The following is an 18493-nucleotide window of genomic DNA, read 5'->3' as shown; positions in this document are numbered from 1 at the left end:
CGGCCATCCTCCCACTCCGGTAACAGTGCAGGTCAGCGCGGTGATAGGGGCTCGCGGCGAAGGCGATTTCCGTTGCGGCCCGCGGGCACGTAACGTCCCCCCTCATGGAGCAGTCATCGAGCCCGTTTGAACCAGGCGTGCGGGTGCGCGCCACGTTCGGCCGGTTCCGTGATCAGGTCGGCACGGTGGTGGAGACCGCCACCGGTCTTCCGGAGGTCTTCGACGGTCCCGTCCTGTGGGTGCGGTTCGACGGAGGCGACGAGCCCGGCTTGGTCGCGGGGAGATTCCTGGAAGCGGCCTGACGGCATCCGCTGGAGCAGCGTTGTCAACCCGTGGGCCGCCGGTTTGCTGGTGGGTCCAGACATGTCTCCTGGGGCTTTGACCAGGCGCAACGGATTACTTGATCGATTCTCGCGGGCGCGTGGTGTGAGCAAGGACAATTCGGTACTTCCGGTCGAGTCGATAAAATCGTCGTTGAAAACCGACGTCGGGACGACGGATGGAGACGATGCGGGTTCTCGTGATCGGGGCCGGAGTCGGGGGACTCGCCATCGCAAACGGGTTGATCGGCAAAGGCCACCACGTGCGGATCTTCGAGCACGCGGACGCCCTGCGCACCACGGGTGCCGGCATCACGGTGTGGAGCAACGGCACCGCGGCGCTGCGCGGCCTCGGCGTCAACATCGAACCGGCCGGTCACCGGCTGCACAGCCTCCGGTCGGTCACCGAATCCGGCCGGCTGCTCTGGGAGGCCGACCTCGACGAGGTCACCGAGCGCCTGGGGTCGCCCACGGTGCAGATCCCGCGCCGCGAGCTGATCGCGGAGATGGCCGCCGCGCTGCCGCCGGGCGTGCTGCACTTCGGCCGCCGTTGCGTCGGCGTCACCGAGCACCCGGACCACGTCGTCGTCCAGTTCGCCGATGGCAGCTCGGCCACCGGTGACCTGCTGATCGGCGCCGACGGGCAGCGCTCGGTGGTGCGCCGCGAGGTGCTGGGCGGCGAACCGGCGCGACCCACCGGCTGGGCCAGCTGGCAGGGCCTGACCCGCAGCGACCTCCCGGTCGCGCACGGCCACCAGACGCTCAACATCGCCGGCCGCTACGCGCACTGCGGCCTGATCCCGACCGGCGACGGGCTGCTGCACTGGTGGTTCGACATGCCCTGGAAGGACGGCGACCCGGTGCTGTCCGTCGCCGAGCTGCAGCGGGCCTTCCGCGGCTGGCCCGACCCCGTCGAGGCGCTGCTGGCCTCGGTCACCGACGACGACCTCGGGTTCTTCCCGCACATCCGGCACAAGGTGCCGCAGGTCTGGGGCGGCCCGCGCAGCACGCTGCTGGGCGACGCGGTGCACGCGATGCCGCCCGCCGTGGCGCAAGCGGCCAACCAGACGCTGGAAGACGCCTGGCTGCTCACCCAGTTCCTGTCCGTTGTGGACAGAGAGCCGGCGGAGCTGCTGCGCGCCTACGAGCAGGAGCGCCGTCCCCGCGCGCTGAAGGTGTCGCGCACCGCGGCGCTGACATCGGCGCAGCGCAGCACGCCTCTGCAGCGCTTGGCGAAGTTCCCGAGGTGGCTGGCGACCCGCAGCCAGGTGGCGTCGCTGCGCTCCGGTAGCGACGTCCTCCGCCTGGCCCGCCCCAGCATCCAGGCCGCCTGATCAGTGCCCGTGTGCACTTTGTGTCGCTATAGCGACACAAAGTGCACACGGGCCTGAATCGACTCAGTTCCCGGGAGAACCTCCCAGAGCGTAGATCTTTCGGCCACCGCCGTACCTCGTCAACGGCCGTTCGCCGGAGTTCTCCGCGCAGCAAGAAGCCCTCCCCGCCGCGTGGCGAGGAGGGCCTTGAAAGGTGCGGGTCAGCTGCCGAAGACGTCCGGGTCGGGTCCGACGCGCACGCCGGTCTTCAGCGCCGTGATGGCCGCGACGTCGTCGTCGGCGAGCTCGAAGTCGAAGACCTCGAGGTTCTCCTTGATCCGCGACGGCGTGACGGACTTCGGGATCGCGATGTTGCCGAGCTGGATCTGCCAGCGCAGCACGACCTGCGCCGGGCTCTTGCCGTACTTCTCGGCCAGCGAGGCCAGCAAGGCGTCGTCCAGCAGGCCCTTGCCCTGGCCCAGCGGGCTCCACGCCTCGGTGGCGATGTCGTGCTCGGCGTGGAACGCGCGCAGATCGGCCTGCGGCAGGTTCGGGTGCAGCTCGATCTGGTTGACCGCGGGCACCACGTCGGTCTCCTCGAGCAGCCGGCGCAGGTGCGGGATCTGGAAGTTCGACACGCCGATCGCCTTGGCCCGGCCGTCGGCGTGCAGCTGCTGGAAGGCCTTCCAGGTCGCCACGTACTTGTCCTTGGGCGCCACCGGCCAGTGGATCAGGTACAGGTCGACGTGGTCGAGCCCGAGCTTGGTGAGGCTCTCGTCGAACGCCTTCAGCGTGCTGTCGTAGCCCTGCGAGTCGTTCCAGAGCTTCGTGGTCACGAACAGTTCCTCGCGCTTGAGGCCCGATTCGGCGATCGCCTTGCCCACGCCTTCCTCGTTGCCGTACACCGCGGCCGTGTCGATGCTGCGGTACCCGGCCTGCAGCGCCGCCAGCACCGGCTCGAAGACCTCGTCGGCCGGGACCTGGAAGACGCCGTAGCCCAGCTGCGGCATCTGTGCGCCGGTGTTCAGCGTGATGTTCGGAACCTGTGTCATGTGGGTGTTTTCCTCCGCCGATGTCGGATGGTTCGCCCCGCGAATGCACGTCGCGGGCTGGTGCCCGCCCTGCGGTCACCGTATTAGGTGCGGTCGGCCCCGGCTAGCCGATCTGCTCGTCGGGAAGCCTCAGCCGACCTCGGCCGACTCGGTGGGCTGCGCGGCGCGGTGCGAGACGGTCGCCCCGGTCCGCTGCGGCCGCCGGTCGAGCCAGCCGGAGACCAGCGCGAAGCCCAGGCCGACCACCGCGAGCAGGGCGCCGACCCAGCTCGGCGCGGTCAGCCCGAGGCCGGCCGCGATCACCACGCCGCCGAGGTAGGCGCCCAGCGAGTTGGCGATGTTGAAGGTCGACTGGATGCTCGCCGAGCCCAGCGCCGGCGCCTCCTTGGCCTGGTCGAGGATCCGCGCCTGGATGCTGGGGATCGCCGCGAACCCGGTCGCGCCGATCAGGAACACCGTGACCGGCGCCAGCACTGCGCTGTGCGCGGTCACCACGAACAGCGCCAGGCAGGCCGCCAGTGCGCCGAGGAAGACGTACAGCGTCTTCATCGGGGCCTTGTCGGCGAGCCGCCCGCCGACCGCGGTGCCCACGGTCATGCCGACGCCGAACAGCGCGAGCAGCAGCGTGACCGCGGTCGGCGAGTAGCCGGTCACGTCGGTCAGCACCGGCTTGATGTAGCTGTAGAAGGAGAACGTCGCGGCGAAGCCGAAGACCACGACCGCGAACGCCAGCCAGACCTGCGGGCGGCGGAACGCGCGCAGCTCGCCGCGCACGCTGACGTCGGCGGGCTTGGGCTGGTCGGGCACCAGCGCCGCGACCGCGGCCAGCGCGACCACGCCGATGACCGCGACCAGGCCGAACGCCCAGCGCCAGCAGAGCGCCTGGCCGAGCAGCGTGCCGACCGGGACGCCGACGATGTTCGCCACGGTGAGGCCGATGAACATCATCGAGATGGCCTGCGCGCGCTTGTCGGTGGCGACCAGGCTCGCGGCGACCACGGCACCGATGCCGAAGAACACGCCGTGCGGCAGGCCGGCGAGGAACCGGGCGCCGAGCAGCAGCTCGTGGGTCGGCGCGAACGCCGAGCACAGGTTCCCGACGGTGAACAGCACGAGCATGCTCAGCAGCATCGTCTTGCGCTTGAACCGCATGCCCAGCATGGTCAGCAGCGGTGCGCCGATCACCACGCCGAGCGCGTACAGCGAGATGTAGCCGCCGGCGTCGGGGATCGACACCTGCAGATCGGTGGCGACCTCGGGCAGCAGCCCCATCATCACGAACTCGGTCGTTCCAATCCCGAATGCGGCGATGGCCAGGGCCAACAGGGCAATGGGCAAGGAAGTCTCCCCTGAAACGAACGTGCCGGACTGGTTCTTGGCGTCCTCGCCGGTCGGGCGCACGGCGGTGCGCATCGCATTCCGGTCTTCGAGAACGATTCAGGAAGTCGACTGTCGGTGGCGCTCCCCAGACGTGTTCAACAGTAGTCCGGCGCCCCGCTGTTCCCGAAGCGGTTATGAACCGCGCCACGTCGGAAACCGCTCGTTCGGCCGAGCAGGCAAGGAAAATCTTCCGTCCATAGTGGACTTGAATCGGTGCGCGGTGCACATCCGGGGAGCGGTCGCGTTGTGCACTCTGGCAAATACCGGAACGTGGAAACTTTTCGCAACAGGCTGTCGGCCGCCCGCCGATCGGTGATAGCTCTCGGACCGATCCCCAGGCGGACGGAGGTCCGATGCGCTCGAAAGCCCTCGCGGTCATGACGGCGACGTTGGCGCTGCTGGTGGCGGCCGCCACACCCGGCGTCGCCGCGCCGCCGGAACCGCACCGCTTCGTCACCAGGCCGGACCTGAGCCCGCCGGTGGTGCGCATCGACATCCCGGCGAACGGCACCGAGCCCGGCTACATCTTCCTCGCGCCCCACGGCACCGCCGCCCAGAGCGGGCCGGTGATCATCGACGACACCGGGCAGCCGGTGTGGTCCGAGCCGGTCGGCGATGGCGCCGGACTGTTCACGATGGACTTCAAGGCGCAGACCTACCGGGGCGAACCCGTGCTCACCTGGTGGCAGGGCGCGCCGCACCCCGGCTACGGCGAGGGCGAGTACGTCATCCGCGACCGCTCCTACCGGCAGATCGGCAAGGTCGACGCGGGCGGCGGGCTGCGCGCCGACCTGCACGAGATGGTCATCACGCCGCGCGACACCGCGCTGATCATCGCCTACCACACGGTGCAGCGGGACCGGCCCGTCGTGGAAGGCGTCGTGCAGGAGATCGACATCGCCACCGGCGAGGTGCTGTTCGACTGGCGCAGCCTTGACCACGTCGCGCCGGAGGAGTCGACGGCACCGCTGCCGGAGGATCCCGCCGCGCCGTACGACTACCTCCACCTCAACTCGATCACCGAGGACTCGACGGGCAACCTGCTGATCTCCGCCCGGCACACCGACGCGCTGTACCTCCTGGACCGCGCCACCGGCGAGGTGCAGTGGCGGCTCGGCGGCAGCCGCAGCGATTTCGCGGTCGATCCGGACGCGGCGTTCGCCAGGCAGCACGACGCGCGCCGGCTGGCCGACGGAACCATGAGCCTGTTCGACAACGCGGCCAGCGAACCCGGCCCGGTGTCGCGGGCGATCGTGCTGGACGTCGACCAGCAGGCGCGCACCGCCCGGCTGGTGCGGGCCTTCCCGCACCCCGGCGGCGGCACCAGCGTCAGCCAGGGCGACCACCAGGTGCTGCCGGGCGGCAACAGCTTCGTCGGCTGGGGCTCGCAGCCGCAGTTCACCGAGTTCGACCAGAGCGGGGCGGTGGCGCTGCACGGCTCGTTCGGCGACGGCATGCCCTCCTACCGGGCCTTCCGGCTGGGCTGGACCGGAGCGCCCACCGAGCCGCCGGTGGCGGCGCTGCGCGAAGCGGACGGCGTCGCGACGGTGTACGCGAGCTGGAACGGAGCCACCGAAGTCCGAGCCTGGCGGATCCTGGCGGGCCCGGCCCCGGACCAGCTCCGGCCGATCACCGACGCGCCCAAGACCGGCTTCGAAACCACCGCGGCGCTACCGGCCCCGGAGGCCTTCGCCGCCGTCGAAGCCCTCGACGCCGGCGGCCAGGTCCTCGCCCGCTCCGAACCGGTCCAAGCCGGATGACCTGCCGTGCCGGTTCAGTCGCCGTCCGGTGCCCCGCAATTTCCATTGAAATCGAAGGTCCAATTTCAATGAGGTTTTTCCAACCTCGTTGTGCGTGGCGGTGCGGGTGGCGGAACCTCAGAGGCTCCCTGGACTGTGGGTGCCCTGACTGATGTATGTCCAATACACGGCGTCAGGGCCGTCCTCGCCAGGGAACCTCTGAGAACCCGCGGCGGTGCCAGTTGCGGGGGTGGGCTATGCGCCTGCGGCGCATGCGACACCTCATCGACGTGCGGCTATGCGACCCGCGGCTGCGGGTCGATCAGGATGAAAAACGCTCAATGGAAACTGGAGAAGATCGGCGTGTCGCACCCCGACACGCCGACGCCTGTGGACAACTTCCGCAATTTCAATGGAAATCGGACCTCTGATTTCCATTGAAATTGCGGGATTCCGGTACCGGCGCACGGGCCGGCAGGAGGGGCTGGGCACAAGGGCGGGGCACAAGGGCGGGGCACAAGGCGGGGCGCATGGGTGGGGCGTAAGGCGGGGCGCATGGGCTGGAGGTGGGGTCGGGAGTGAGGCCGGGGCGGGTCGGGAGTGAGGCCGGGGGTCGGGGCCCGGGGGGAGTGTCTCAGCGGATGGTGCGGTATCCGGGGTGGACGCCGGGGGTCAGGTCGTGGCTTTCCGCTAGGCGCTCCAGGAGGGACTTGAGCCGGGACCGTTCGTCCTGGTCGAGGGCCTGGCAGAAGTCGGCCTCGTGCTCGGCCGCCACCGCGTGGACCTCGCCCAGCAGCTCGGTCCCCGTCTCGGTGAGGGTGAGCTCGTGGACCCGGCGATCGCGGGTGCTGCGGGTGCGGGTGACCAGGCCGCGGCCCTCCAGCTCGTCGACGAACGTGACGACCTTGCTCGGCAGCATCCCGAGGTTCCCGGCCAGCGCCTGCTGGCTCAGGCCGGGCTGCGCGGCGATCATCCGCAGCATGCCCACCTGGGGCGGGGTCAGGTCGAGCTCGCCGACGCGGGCGGCGAACTTCGCCGTGGCGTGCGCGCCCAGCTGCGTGAGCAGGAACGAAACACCGGGCGCGGGAAGGTCTGCTGCCACGCGAACACTGTACAGAATCGTTCACTCGCCGAACGATTCTTGTTTCGCGCCGGGCCGCAGGCTGGCGTGCGCCTCCCGGTCCATGCGCTCGACCATGTGCGGGTAGTGCAGCTCGAACGCGGGCCGGACCGAGCGGATCCGCGGCAGCGCGGCGAAGTTGTGCCGCGGCGGCGGGCAGGACGTGGCCCACTCCAGCGAGTTCCCGTGCCCCCACGGGTCGTCCACGTCGACCACGGCGCCGAACCGGTAGCTGGTGAAGACGTTGTACAGGAACGGCAGGATCGAGGCGCCCAGCACGAACGCGCCGATGCTCGACACGATGTTCAGCGCGGTGAAGCCGTCGGAGGTCAGGTAGTCGGCGTAGCGCCGCGGCATCCCCTCGGCGCCCAGCCAGTGCTGCACCAGGAACGTGGTGTGGAACCCGACGAAGGTCAGCCAGAAGTGCAGCTTGCCCAGCCGCTCGTCCATCATCCGGCCGGTCATCTTGGGGAACCAGAAGTACACCCCGGCGAACACCGCGAACACGATCGTGCCGAACAGCACGTAGTGGAAGTGCGCGACCACGAAGTAGGTGTCGGTGATGTGGAAGTCCAGCGGCGGCGCCGCGAGGATGATGCCGGTCAGCCCGCCCAGCAGGAACGTCACCAGGAACCCGACCGAGAACAGCATCGGCGACTCGAAGGTCAGCTGCCCGCGCCACATGGTGCCGATCCAGTTGAAGAACTTGATCCCGGTCGGCACCGCGATCAGGAACGTCGCGAACGAGAAGAACGGCAGCAGCACCGCGCCGGTGGCGAACATGTGGTGCGCCCACACGATCATCGACAGCCCCATGATCAGCAGCGTGGCGAACACCAGGCCGGTGTAGCCGAACAGCGGTTTCCGGCTGAACACCGGGAGGATCTCGGTGACGATGCCGAAGAACGGCAGCGCCACGATGTAGACCTCGGGGTGGCCGAAGAACCAGAACAGGTGCTGGAACAGGATGGCGCCGCCGTTGGCCGGGTCGAACGCGTGCCCGCCGAGGTGCCGGTCGATCAGAAGCCCGAACAGCGCGGCGGCCAGGATCGGGAACGCCATCAGCACCAGCAGGCTGGTGGCCAGGATGTTCCAGCAGAAGATCGGCATCCGCCACATCGTCATGCCGGGGCAGCGCAGGCAGACCAGCGTGGTGATCATGTTGACCGCACCCAGGATCGTGCCCAGCCCGCTGAGGATCAGCCCGGCCGCCCACACGTCGCCGCCCGGTCCCTGGCTGAACATCCCGCGCGACAGCGGCGCGTAGGCGGTCCAGCCGAAGTCGGCGGCGCCGCCCGGCAGCAGGAACCCGCTCAGCACGATCAGCCCGCCGAACAGGAACAGCCAGAACGACAGCGCGTTCAGCCGCGGGAACGCCACGTCCGGCGCCCCGATCTGCAGCGGCAGCACGACGTTGGCGAAGCCGAACACGATGGGCGTGGCGAACAGCAGCAGCATGATCGTGCCGTGCATGGTGAACAGCTGGTTGTACTGCTCCTGGGAGAGGAACTGCAGGCCGGGCTCGGCGAGTTCGCCGCGGATCAGCAGCGCCATCGCGCCGCCGGCGATGAAGAAGAAGAACGAGGCGATCAGGTAGAGGATCCCGATGTCCTTGGGATCGGTGGTGCGCAGCCACGGGACCAGGTGCCTGCCCTTGACCGGTCGCGGCGTGGTGCGCGACCGGGTCGGAATCTGCGTGGGTTCGATCCTGGCGGTGGCCATGCTCGTCTCCTGCGGCGTCGCGAGAGTCGGAGCCGGAATCCACCCAGTCTCAACCCGCCCCCGACCACCCGCAATCGGCCGGGCTAGGCATCGCCGCCGAGGTAGCGGCTCGGAGACGTCCCGACGGTGCGCTTGAACGCGGCGAGGAACGCGCTCGGTGTCGCGTACCCGACGGTGTGCGCGACCCGGGAGACCGGCCGGCCCTCGGCGAGGAGGGCCAGCGCGGCGCGGAGCCGCGCGTGGGTGCGCCAGCGGTCGAAGGACATGCCGGTGTCCTGGACGAACAGCCGCGTCAGGGTGCGGCGGCTCACCCCGACGGCCCGGGCGTGCGCTTCCATGCCCCGCTGGTCCGCGGGGTCGGCGAGCAGTGCATCCGCCACGGCGCGGACGCGTTCGTCGGCGGGGCGCGGCACGTCGATGGGCGTGGTGGGCAGGGGGCGCAGCAGGTCGAACACGACCGCTTCGCCGCGCAGCCGCGCGTCATCGGCGAGATCGTCGCGGCCCAGGTACGCGATCAGCTGCGCCAGCAGCCCGTCCACGCCGACCGGCGTGGGCTCGGCCCAGTCGAGGGCGCACCGGTCCGGCTCGAAGTAGAGGCTGCTCAGCACCGCATCGCGGGTCGCGCCGGTCCGGTGCACGACCCCGGCGGGCAGCCACAGCGCCAGGGTGGGCGGCAGGACCCAGTGGACGTCCCCCACGGCCACGCCGAGCACGCCGCGCCGGGTCCAGGCCAGCTGGTGCTGCGGATGGCTGTGCTCCTCGAACCACTGCCGCGACGACAGCGGGAAGTTGCCGACGACGATCGCCCCGACTCCGGGCGGGACGGCACCCGTGATCGCCTCGGCCATGCCGCCAGCCTATGTCCTCAGTGCGACATCATTCGGCCTGGTAGCGCATCGCGGACAGATTGGCCGCTGCATAGCGTCGTGGCATGCAAATCGATCATCGCCAAGAGCGCCGCGACGGGACGACGGAATGACGACGACATCCACCTTGGCCGCAGGCCGCCGCGGGCCGGTCCTGGTGGTGCTGTGCTTCGTGCAGTTCATGCTCGTCCTGGACGACACCGTGGTGAGTGTCGCGCTCCCCAGCCTCCGGGACGACCTCGGCTTCAGCGCCGCGGGCCTGACCTGGGTCGTCAACGCGTACTTCGTCGCCTTCGGCGGCCTGTTGCTGCTGTTCGGCCGCGCGGCCGATCTGTTCGGCCGCCGACGCGTCTTCCTGTGCGGTGTGGCGCTGTTCGGCGCGGCGAGCCTCGTCTGCGGGATCGCCCAGGAGCCCTGGCAGCTCGTGGCCGGACGATTCGCCCAGGGCACGGGCGCGGCCATGGCGAGCCCGGCCGCGTTGGCGCTGATCACGCTGCTGTTCCCCGGTTCCGAGGAGCGCGCCAGGGCTCTCGGCATCTGGGGCGGCATCGCGGGGCTGGGCGGCACGGCGGGCCTGGTGATTTCCGGCGCGCTGACCGGTCTCGCGTCCTGGCGCTGGATCTTCCTGATCAACCTGCCGATCGCGGTCGCGGCCCTCGCGTTGCTCCCGCGCCTCGTCGCGGAGAGCCGGGCGGGCCGGCCGGGACGGGTGGACGTTCCGGGCGCGGTGCTGGGCACCGGCGCTCTCGTGTCCCTGGTCTACGGCCTGCTCCAGACCGCGGAGTCGGGGTGGGGCGACATCGCCGCCGTCGGCCCCCTCGTCCTCGCCGCCGTGCTGGCGGTGTCGTTCGTAGCGGTCGAGGCCCGCGCTGCTGAACCGCTCGTGCCGTTGTCGTTCCTGGCCGTCCGCATCCGCGCGGTGGCCAACTGCGCGTCGTTCCTGTTCTCCGCCGCCTTCTTCGCGATGGCCTTCCTGCTGATGGTGCACCTGCAGACCGTGCTCGGTTACCCGCCGCTGACGGCAGGCCTCGCCTACTTGCCCTACGCCGCCGGCATGCTCACCGGCCTGTGGCTCTCGTCCCGCGCGGTGATCAGGTTCGGGATGCGCCGGACGCTCGTCGCGTCATTCCTGATCGGCGCGGTCGGCCTGCTCCTGCTGGCCGGCGTGGCACCGGGCGACGACTACGCGACGGTCGTGCTGCCCGGCATGCTCGTCACGAGCCTCGGATGCGGTCTAGGCAATCCCGCCCTGGCGATCGCCGCGGTCGAGGGCACCACCGAGCAGGACGCCGGTCTCGGCTCGGCCATCTTGAGCTCCGTCCAGCAGGTCGGCGGTGCCGTGGGGGTGGCGGTGCTGGTCGCCCTGGCCGCACGCGCCCAGACCGCCGATCCGTCGGAGGGCTTCTCGCTGGCGCTCACCATCGCGGCAGCGCTGCTCGCCTGCGGCGCGCTGCTCGTCGCCGGAATGCTCGGGAAGGGCTCCCGCGCGTGACCCTGCTCAGGCCGCTTTCTCGATGGCGGCGAGGGCCATCCGGTGCAGCAGCCGGGACATCGCTTCGGCGTCCAGGTGGGCGCTGTAGGGCGTCGAGTTGATCAGGCCGAACACCGCGTGCGCGGCGGCGCGCGCGGTCGGGCGGTCCAGGTCCGGCCGGACCTGGCACAGCACGTCCACCCAGACCTCGACGTAGCTGCGCTGCAGCTCGCGGACCTTGTGCCGATCGGTCTCGGCGAGGCTGTCCAGGTCGCGCATTTGCAGGGTGATCAGCGCCGGGTTGGCCAGCGCGAACTCGACGTGCCAGTGCACCAGCCGGTCCAGTGCGTCGCGCGGGTCCGCGGCGGCGCCCACCCGGTCCTGGCCGCCGAGCAGCAGCCGGTCGCTGATGCCGGTGAGCAACTCCGCGAGCATCGCGTCCTTGCTGCGGAAGTGCCGGTACAGGCCCGGCCCGGAGATGCCCACGGCTGCGCCGATGTCGTCGATCCCGACTCCGTGGAAGCCGAAGCGGGCGAACTTCTCCGCCGCGGCGGAGAGGATCTGCTCGCGGCGGGACGGCTTGGCTGCATCGGTGGACATCGGCGTCGATACTAGACGAAAGCTGTTAGTCATCGTTAACATCGGTCGCGTTAACGATGACTAACTCCCGGTGGAAGGTGCCCTCCCGCATGGATGCGCCCGCCCTGCGCACGGCCGTGGACCCGGACTCGGCGGAGTTCGCCCGCAACACCGAGCAGCACGCGAAACTCGTCGACGACCTCAACACCCAGCTCGGCCGTGCCCGGCTGGGCGGGCCGGAGAAGGCCCGCATCCGGCACGTCGAACGGGGCAAGCTGCTGCCCCGCGACCGGGTCGACGCGCTGCTCGACCGCGGCTCGCCGTTCCTGGAACTCTCGCCGATGGCCGCGCACGGCCTGTACGACGACGAAGCGCCGTCCGCGGGCATCATCACCGGCATCGGCCGGGTGTCCGGGCGGGAATGCGTGGTCGTGGCCAACGACGCCACCGTCAAGGGCGGCACCTACTACCCGGTCACGGTGAAGAAGCACCTGCGCGCGCAGGAAGTCGCGCTGCACAACAACCTGCCGTGCCTCTACCTGGTCGACTCCGGCGGCGCGTTCCTGCCCAGGCAGGACGAGGTGTTCCCGGACCGCGAGCACTTCGGCCGGATCTTCTACAACCAGGCCACGATGTCGGCCCGCGGCATCCCACAGATCGCCGCCGTGCTGGGCTCGTGCACCGCGGGCGGCGCCTACGTCCCGGCGATGAGCGACGAGGCGGTGATCGTCCGCGAGCAGGGCACCATCTTCCTGGGCGGCCCGCCGCTGGTGAAGGCCGCGACCGGGGCCGAGGTGACCGCCGAGGAGCTCGGCGGCGGCGAGCTGCACTCGCGCACCTCCGGCGTCACCGACCACCTCGCCGTCGACGACGCGGACGCGCTGCGCATCGTCCGCTCCATCGTCAGCACGCTCGGCCCCCGCGAGTCCCGGCCCTGGGACGTCGCGCCGGTCGAAGCGCCGGCGGTCGACCCCGACGAGCTCTACGGCGCGGTGCCGACCGACAGCCGCACCCCGTACGACGTGCGCGAGGTGATCGCGCGGATCGTGGACGGCAGCCGGTTCGCCGAGTTCAAGCACGACTACGGCCAGACGCTGGTCACCGGCTTCGCCCGCATCCACGGGAACCCGGTCGGCATCATCGCCAACAACGGGATCCTGTTCAGCGAGTCGGCGCTCAAGGGCGCGCACTTCATCGAGCTGTGCGACAAGCGGTCCATCCCGCTGGTGTTCCTGCAGAACATCTCCGGGTTCATGGTCGGCAAGGAGTACGAGGCGGGCGGCATCGCCAAGCACGGCGCGAAGATGGTCACCGCGGTGGCCTGTGCCCGTGTCCCCAAGTTCACCGTCGTCATCGGCGGCTCCTTCGGGGCGGGCAACTACTCGATGTGCGGCCGGGCGTACTCGCCGCGGTTCCTGTGGATGTGGCCGAACGCCCGGATCTCGGTGATGGGCGGCGAGCAGGCGGCGTCGGTGCTGGCGACGGTGCGCCGCGACCAGCTGGACGCCCGCGGCGAGCAATGGCCGGTCGAGGACGAGGAAGCGTTCAAGCAGCCGATCCGCGACCAGTACGAGCACCAGGGCCACCCGTACTACGCGACGGCGAGGCTGTGGGACGACGGCGTGATCGACCCGAAGCAGACCCGGACGGTCCTGGGCCTGGCGATCTCGGCGGCCGCCAACGCCCCCCTGGAACCAGTCTCCTACGGCGTTTTCCGGATGTGATTTTCCAATGAGCGGCTCGCTTTGCGTGGCGGTGCGGGTGGCGGAACCTCAGGCGTCTTCTCGCTGTGGGATCCCCGACATCATGAATGCCAATTCACCACGTCGGGGCTGTCCTCGCGAGAAAACGCCTGAGAACCCGCGGCGGTGCGAGTTGCGAGGGTGGGCTAAGCGGCTGCGCCGCTTCAAAGACAAAACGCCCGTGAGTGTTTTGTGCTGCTATAGCGACACAAAACACTCACGGGACCTGACCAGGCAGAACGTTGCGATCCTGCCGTTCGGCAAGGCGAAGGGATGACGATGCGGCACTTCGACACGGTGCTGGTGGCGAACCGGGGCGAGATCGCGGTGCGCGTGATCCGGACGCTGCGGCGGCTGGGCATCCGCTCCGTCGCGGTGTTCAGCGACGCCGACCGCGGCGCGCGGCACGTCGCCGAGGCCGACACCGCCGTCCACATCGGACCGAGCCCGGCGACCGAGAGCTACCTCGACGTCAAGCGCATCCTGGACGCCGCCCGCGGCACCGGGGCCCAGGCGATCCACCCCGGCTACGGCTTCCTCGCCGAGAACGCGGGCTTCGCCGAGGCGTGCGCGCAGGCGGGCATCGAGTTCATCGGCCCGCCGGCCTCGGCGATCGATTCGATGGGCGACAAGATCCGCGCCAAGCAAACGGTTTCCGCCGCCGGCGTCCCGGTGGTGCCAGGGCGCAGCGAGCCGGACATGACCGACGCCGACCTGCACGCGGCGGCGATCGAGATCGGGTTCCCGGTGCTGCTGAAGCCCTCCGCGGGCGGCGGCGGCAAGGGCATGCGGCTGATCCACGACGAGTCCACGTTGGACGATCAGATCGCCTCGGCGCGCCGGGAGGCGCGGTCGGCGTTCGGCGACGACACGCTGTTCGTCGAGCGCTTCGTGGCCCGCCCGCGGCACGTCGAGGTCCAGGTGCTGGCGGACGCGCACGGCAACGTGGTGCACCTCGGCGAGCGCGAGTGCAGCCTGCAGCGGCGGCACCAGAAGATCATCGAGGAAGCCCCGTCGCCGCTGCTGGACGCCGAAACCAGGGCCCGCATCGGCGGCGCGGCCGTCGACGCCGCCCGCTCGGTGGGTTACGTCGGGGCGGGCACCGTCGAGTTCATCGTCTCCGCGGACCGGCCGGACGAGTTCTTCTTCATGGAGATGAACACCCGCCTGCAGGTCGAGCACCCGGTGACCGAGCTGGTCACCTCGGCCGGCGGGCAACGCGGCGTCGACCTCGTCGAACAGCAGGTCCGGGTCGCCGCGGGCGAGCCGCTGCCGTGGGCGCAGGAGGACCTGTCGATCGAGGGCCACGCGGTGGAGGCGCGGGTCTACGCCGAGGACCCGGCCCGCAACTTCCTCCCGACCGGTGGCGACGTCCTCGCCGTGCACGAGCCCTCCGGGCCCGGCGTGCGGGTCGATTCCGGGGTGCGAGCGGGCGGGCGCGTCGGCTCGGACTACGACCCGATGCTGGCCAAGGTCATCGCGTGGGCGCCGAGCCGGGCCGACGCGCTGCGCCGCCTGGACGCCGCGCTGGCCGACACGGCGGTCCTCGGCCTGCACACCAACGTCGCGTTTCTCCGCGCGCTGCTGCGGCACGAAGACGTGCTGGCGGGCCGCCTCGACACCGGGCTCGTCGAGCGCGATCTGACCGAACTCATCGCGGAGAGCAACACGACGCCGGAAGACGCCTACGTCGCCGCGGCCCTGGAGCGGCTGCTCGCGGGCGAACCGACCGACCCGGTCGTCGACCCGTGGGACGTGACCGACGGCTGGCGGCTCGGCGAGCCCGCCTGGAGCACCTGGCGCTTCGCCGGGGCCGATGGCGAGGTCCAGGTGCGCATTCGAGGCCGCGCCCATGACGCCGCGGTTTCAATTGAAACTGCACCCCGGGGGGCATCCGAAACCGCGGTTTCAATTGAAACCGCCATCCACCGGGCCTCGGTCGAGGCGCACGGCGACGAGCTGACCGTCACCTACCGGGGGCACACCCGCCGCTACCGGTACGCGCACGTCGACGGCACCACCTGGCTCGCCGCCGACGGTCGCACCTGGGCGCTCGCCGAGCACCGGATGCTCGCCGACCGGGGCGGCAGCGGCGGCCGGTCGGACGGCGTGGTGACCAGCCCGATGCCCGGCACCGTGCTGGTGGCCGACGTCAGCCCGGGCCAGGAAGTCCAGAGTGGACAGAGATTGTTCGTGGTGGAGGCGATGAAGATGGAACACACCGTCACCGCGCCGATCGACGGCGTAGTCGCCGAAGTGCACGCCAGGAAGGGGCAGTCGGTCGGACTCGACCAGCCGCTGGCTGTCCTCGCCGCTCAAGAGGAGGCCTGATCGATGGTGGACCACCGGCTCAGCGAAGAGCACGAAGCCCTGCGCGAGAGCGTGCAGACCTTCGCCCGCAAGGAAGTCGCGCCGGTCATCGGCGACTACTACGAACGCGAGGAATTCCCGTACCCGCTGGTGCAGACCATGGGCCGGATGGGCCTGTTCGGGCTGCCGGTGCCCGAGGAGCACGGCGGCATGGGCGGCGACTACTTCGCGCTGTGCCTGGCCCTGGAGGAGCTCGCCCGGGTCGATTCGTCGGTCGCGATCACCCTGGAGGCCGGGGTTTCGCTGGGCGTCATGCCGATCTACCGGTTCGGCGACGACGACCAGCGGCGCACCTGGCTGCCCCGGCTGGCGGCCGGGGAGATCCTCGGCGCGTTCGGCCTCACCGAGCCGGGCGGCGGCTCCGACGCGGGCAGCACCCGCACCACGGCGGTGCTCGACGGCGACCACTGGGTGATCAACGGCTCGAAGGCGTTCATCACCAACTCCGGCACCGATCTCACCGGCCTCGTCACGGTCACCGCGGTCACCGGGCAGAAGCCCAATGGCGGCAAGGAGATCTCCACGATCATCGTGCCCGCGGGCACGCCCGGCTTCACCGTCGCGAAGAAGTACTCGAAGGTCGGCTGGAACGCCTCCGACACCCACGCGCTGTCCTTCGACGACTGCCGGGTGCCCGCCGCGAACCTGCTCGGCGAGCGCGGCCGCGGCTACGCCCAGTTCCTCGCCACGCTCACCGAGGGACGGGTCGCGATCGCCGCGGTCGGCGTCGGCCTCGCCCAGGGTTGCGTCGACGAATGCCTGCGCTACCTGGGCGAACGCGAGGCCTTCGGCCGGAAGATCGGCGAGTACCAGGCGATGCAGTTCAAGGTCGCCGACATGGAGCTGCGCGCGCACACCGCGCGCCTGGCCTACTACGACGCGGCGTCGCGGATGCTGCGCGGCGAGCCGTATAAGAAGCAGGCCGCGATCGCCAAGCTCGCCTCGTCGAACGCGGCGATGGACAACGCCCGGGACGCCACGCAGATCTTCGGCGGCTACGGCTTCATGAACGAGACCCCGGTCGGCCGCTTCTACCGGGACGCCAAGATCCTGGAGATCGGCGAAGGCACGAGCGAGGTCCAGCGCATGCTGATCGCCCGGGAGCTGGGCCTCCCGGCCTAGAGCTCGTTCCAGGCCCGTCCCGCGCCGCGGCGTGCGGACGGGCTCAGGGCTGCGCCGCTTCGAACGGGCGCGGAGCCGGGAACGAAGCCGGCCGGCGGAGGCTTCGGGGGGCTGCCTCCGCCGGCCGGAACGTCATCGGTCGGGGTTGGTCGGTTCGGTCGAGGGGATCAGCGGAACCGCTTCTGCGGCACGGTGATCTCGTCGGTCTGCTCGATGCCGGGGTAACCGGCCTGGTCGCCGTACTCGGGCACGGCCCGGAAGTCCTGCTGAGTCTCCTCGCCGGGCCACACGGGCCCGTAGCCGTCCGGCGCCTGACCCATCGGGGCCTGGCCGATCGGTTCCTGCTCGGCTTCGACCTCGGCGAGGTGCTGCATCACCCAGTCCCGGGCCAGCGCCGCGGGCGACGTGCCCTGCTTGACCGCGAGCTCCCGGAGGCGCTCGTTGGCCATCAGCGGCAGCCGCAGCTGGTAGACCTGGGAGCCGCCGAAGCGGCGTCCGGACCCGGTGGACTCGACGTTCTCCTCCGGGGCCAGCGCAGCCAGGTACGACTCGAACTCATGATCCGGTTCGGCCGGCTCGGCGGGCTTCTGCTGCCGCCTGCTGGTCTTGGTTCGTCCTAGAGCCACCGGCCCACGATAACGGTTGTGTTGCGGCGCGCGTATCGCTGTGAGCCCTCTCACTGGCCCGGAAACGCGGAGGGCCCCCGCGCCAGGGGGAGTGCGCGGGGGCCGGAGGGGATCTCCACAGGTGCTGACCGGGGGTGTGTCAGCGACCCGATTGTGACATGCCGTAGGTCGCGGTGGGGAGCCTTCGGCGCATGATTCGTGCGTCCGGCACCTTCGGACGAGGGCCGGACGGCGGTCCTGCGCAACGATCCGAGGTGGTACCGGCTCAGTTCGAGCCCGGCCAGTTCGTGATCGTGTAGCCGGCTTCGGTGATCGCCGCGGTCGCGGCTTCCAGGGTGAGCGGCTGGGCACTGGCCACGGACACCTGGCCGTTCTCCACCGAGACCTGCACGTCGCTGACGCCGGGCAGCTCCGAAAGCTCCTCGGTGACCGACCTGGCGCAGTGGCCGCACGTCATGCCACCCACGGTGAACGTCTGATTGCTCATGCGAGTTCCCTCCTGGCAGTTCCTGCCACGACCGGATGCGGATACCGCCGCAACTGTCCCGAACGTCCAGTGTGGACGGCCCAGGCGGGGGTGGCCCCGGCGGGTGCGGCGAGATCAATATCCGAAGTGGATCGAGGATCGCCGAATAATTACTCTCCGTCGAAGGAGAATCACTCTCTGGGGGGCTGCGGCTGTTGACAACCTGTGGATAACCTGCGCGCGGAACCCGAGGCCGGGGAGGCGTCATGTACGGGTCGCTGGACGTACGGAAGTTCTTGTGGCAGCAGGACGACGGGACCTCGCGGCAGCCGTCCGCGGTGCCCGTGCCGCGCGCCGGTGAGCCCTCGCGGATCTCGTCGGAGCAGGTGCACCGCGCCAGGATGGCGGTCGCCCGCAGTGCGGAGAACGCCGAGGACTGCAAGCTCCTGCTGGACATGCTGGGATTGGCACCGGACGATGACGGGCAGCCGCCGGTCGTCCGCTGACCGGGAGTCGGCCGCGCCGCCACGGCGTGCTTCGGTGGATGCTCGTCGGGAGGTCTCCGGCGAGCAGGCACCACGTCGCGCACGGCGGGCGGACCGGCC

The 18493-nt window shown here is 70.4% G+C and carries 16 protein-coding genes; 8 read left to right on the top strand and 8 right to left on the bottom strand.

Annotation, left to right across the window (positions count from 1 at the left end; translation table 11 throughout):
• The first annotated feature begins 104 nt into the window (after positions 1-104).
• On the top strand, positions 105-302 hold the full coding sequence (locus AC07EQ_RS30375) for a hypothetical protein (protein WP_093269316.1): 198 nt from the start codon (positions 105-107) through the stop codon (positions 300-302).
• 206 nt (positions 303-508) lie between these two features.
• Positions 509-1654, top strand: a complete 1146-nt coding sequence (locus AC07EQ_RS30370; RefSeq protein WP_478391281.1) for an FAD-dependent monooxygenase — start codon at positions 509-511, stop codon at positions 1652-1654.
• Between the two features lie 200 nt (positions 1655-1854).
• Here the strand turns inward: AC07EQ_RS30370 and AC07EQ_RS30365 are convergent, their stop codons facing one another.
• Both AC07EQ_RS30365 and AC07EQ_RS30360 read right to left on the bottom strand, forming a co-directional pair.
• Positions 1855-2685 carry an aldo/keto reductase gene (locus tag AC07EQ_RS30365; protein ID WP_478391280.1) on the bottom strand — a complete coding sequence of 277 codons (831 nt, stop codon included), beginning with the start codon at positions 2683-2685 and terminating at the stop codon, positions 1855-1857.
• Positions 2686-2814: 129 nt separating this feature from the next.
• The gene (locus tag AC07EQ_RS30360) at positions 2815-4023 is read right to left on the bottom strand and encodes an MFS transporter (protein WP_478391307.1); all 1209 of its coding nucleotides are present in this window, start codon (positions 4021-4023) and stop codon (positions 2815-2817) included.
• Between the two features lie 395 nt (positions 4024-4418).
• On the opposite strand from AC07EQ_RS30360, the gene AC07EQ_RS30355 reads away from it, so the two are divergent.
• On the top strand, positions 4419-5825 hold the full coding sequence (locus tag AC07EQ_RS30355) for an arylsulfotransferase family protein (RefSeq protein WP_478391279.1): 1407 nt from the start codon (positions 4419-4421) through the stop codon (positions 5823-5825).
• Between the two features lie 613 nt (positions 5826-6438).
• Here the strand turns inward: AC07EQ_RS30355 and AC07EQ_RS30350 are convergent.
• From AC07EQ_RS30350 to AC07EQ_RS30340, 3 genes are all read right to left on the bottom strand, one after another.
• Positions 6439-6906, bottom strand: coding sequence for a MarR family winged helix-turn-helix transcriptional regulator (locus AC07EQ_RS30350; RefSeq protein WP_478391278.1), 468 nt, complete (start codon positions 6904-6906; stop codon positions 6439-6441).
• A 21-nt stretch (positions 6907-6927) separates the two neighbouring features.
• A complete protein-coding gene (ctaD, locus tag AC07EQ_RS30345; protein WP_478391277.1) occupies positions 6928-8646 on the bottom strand; it encodes an aa3-type cytochrome oxidase subunit I in 1719 nt (572 codons plus the stop codon).
• Between the two features lie 83 nt (positions 8647-8729).
• Positions 8730-9494: an AraC family transcriptional regulator gene (locus AC07EQ_RS30340; protein ID WP_478391276.1), complete on the bottom strand. Its 765-nt coding sequence runs from the start codon at positions 9492-9494 to the stop codon at positions 8730-8732.
• A 127-nt stretch (positions 9495-9621) separates the two neighbouring features.
• Here AC07EQ_RS30340 and AC07EQ_RS30335 point away from each other — a divergent pair, with 127 nt between their 5' ends.
• Positions 9622-11004, top strand: coding sequence for an MFS transporter (locus AC07EQ_RS30335; protein WP_478391275.1), 1383 nt, complete (start codon positions 9622-9624; stop codon positions 11002-11004).
• Between the two features lie 6 nt (positions 11005-11010).
• Here the strand turns inward: AC07EQ_RS30335 and AC07EQ_RS30330 are convergent, their stop codons facing one another.
• On the bottom strand, positions 11011-11583 hold the full coding sequence (locus AC07EQ_RS30330) for an SACE_7040 family transcriptional regulator (RefSeq protein ID WP_478391274.1): 573 nt from the start codon (positions 11581-11583) through the stop codon (positions 11011-11013).
• Positions 11584-11672: 89 nt separating this feature from the next.
• Here AC07EQ_RS30330 and AC07EQ_RS30325 point away from each other — a divergent pair, with 89 nt between their 5' ends.
• From AC07EQ_RS30325 to AC07EQ_RS30315, 3 genes are all read left to right on the top strand, one after another.
• Positions 11673-13286 carry a carboxyl transferase domain-containing protein gene (locus AC07EQ_RS30325; protein ID WP_478391273.1) on the top strand — a complete coding sequence of 538 codons (1614 nt, stop codon included), beginning with the start codon at positions 11673-11675 and terminating at the stop codon, positions 13284-13286.
• 291 nt (positions 13287-13577) lie between these two features.
• Positions 13578-15635: an acetyl/propionyl/methylcrotonyl-CoA carboxylase subunit alpha gene (locus AC07EQ_RS30320; RefSeq protein WP_478391272.1), complete on the top strand. Its 2058-nt coding sequence runs from the start codon at positions 13578-13580 to the stop codon at positions 15633-15635.
• 3 nt (positions 15636-15638) lie between these two features.
• The gene (locus AC07EQ_RS30315; protein WP_478391271.1) at positions 15639-16796 is read left to right on the top strand and encodes an acyl-CoA dehydrogenase family protein; all 1158 of its coding nucleotides are present in this window, start codon (positions 15639-15641) and stop codon (positions 16794-16796) included.
• A 167-nt stretch (positions 16797-16963) separates the two neighbouring features.
• Here AC07EQ_RS30315 and AC07EQ_RS30310 read toward each other — a convergent pair whose 3' ends face one another.
• Positions 16964-17422 carry a hypothetical protein gene (locus AC07EQ_RS30310; protein ID WP_478391270.1) on the bottom strand — a complete coding sequence of 153 codons (459 nt, stop codon included), beginning with the start codon at positions 17420-17422 and terminating at the stop codon, positions 16964-16966.
• 265 nt (positions 17423-17687) lie between these two features.
• Positions 17688-17909 (bottom strand): heavy-metal-associated domain-containing protein, encoded by a 222-nt coding sequence (locus AC07EQ_RS30305; protein ID WP_478391269.1) that lies wholly within the window; start codon positions 17907-17909, stop codon positions 17688-17690.
• A gap of 245 nt (positions 17910-18154) precedes the next feature.
• Here AC07EQ_RS30305 and AC07EQ_RS30300 point away from each other — a divergent pair, with 245 nt between their 5' ends.
• Positions 18155-18394: a hypothetical protein gene (locus AC07EQ_RS30300; RefSeq protein ID WP_397531854.1), complete on the top strand. Its 240-nt coding sequence runs from the start codon at positions 18155-18157 to the stop codon at positions 18392-18394.
• Positions 18395-18493: the final 99 nt, after the last annotated feature.

This window comes from Saccharopolyspora sp. NPDC045839, assembly GCF_056431645.1.
Note: the sequence above shows the minus strand (reverse complement) of the source record. Positions and strands in the feature narration are given on the sequence as shown.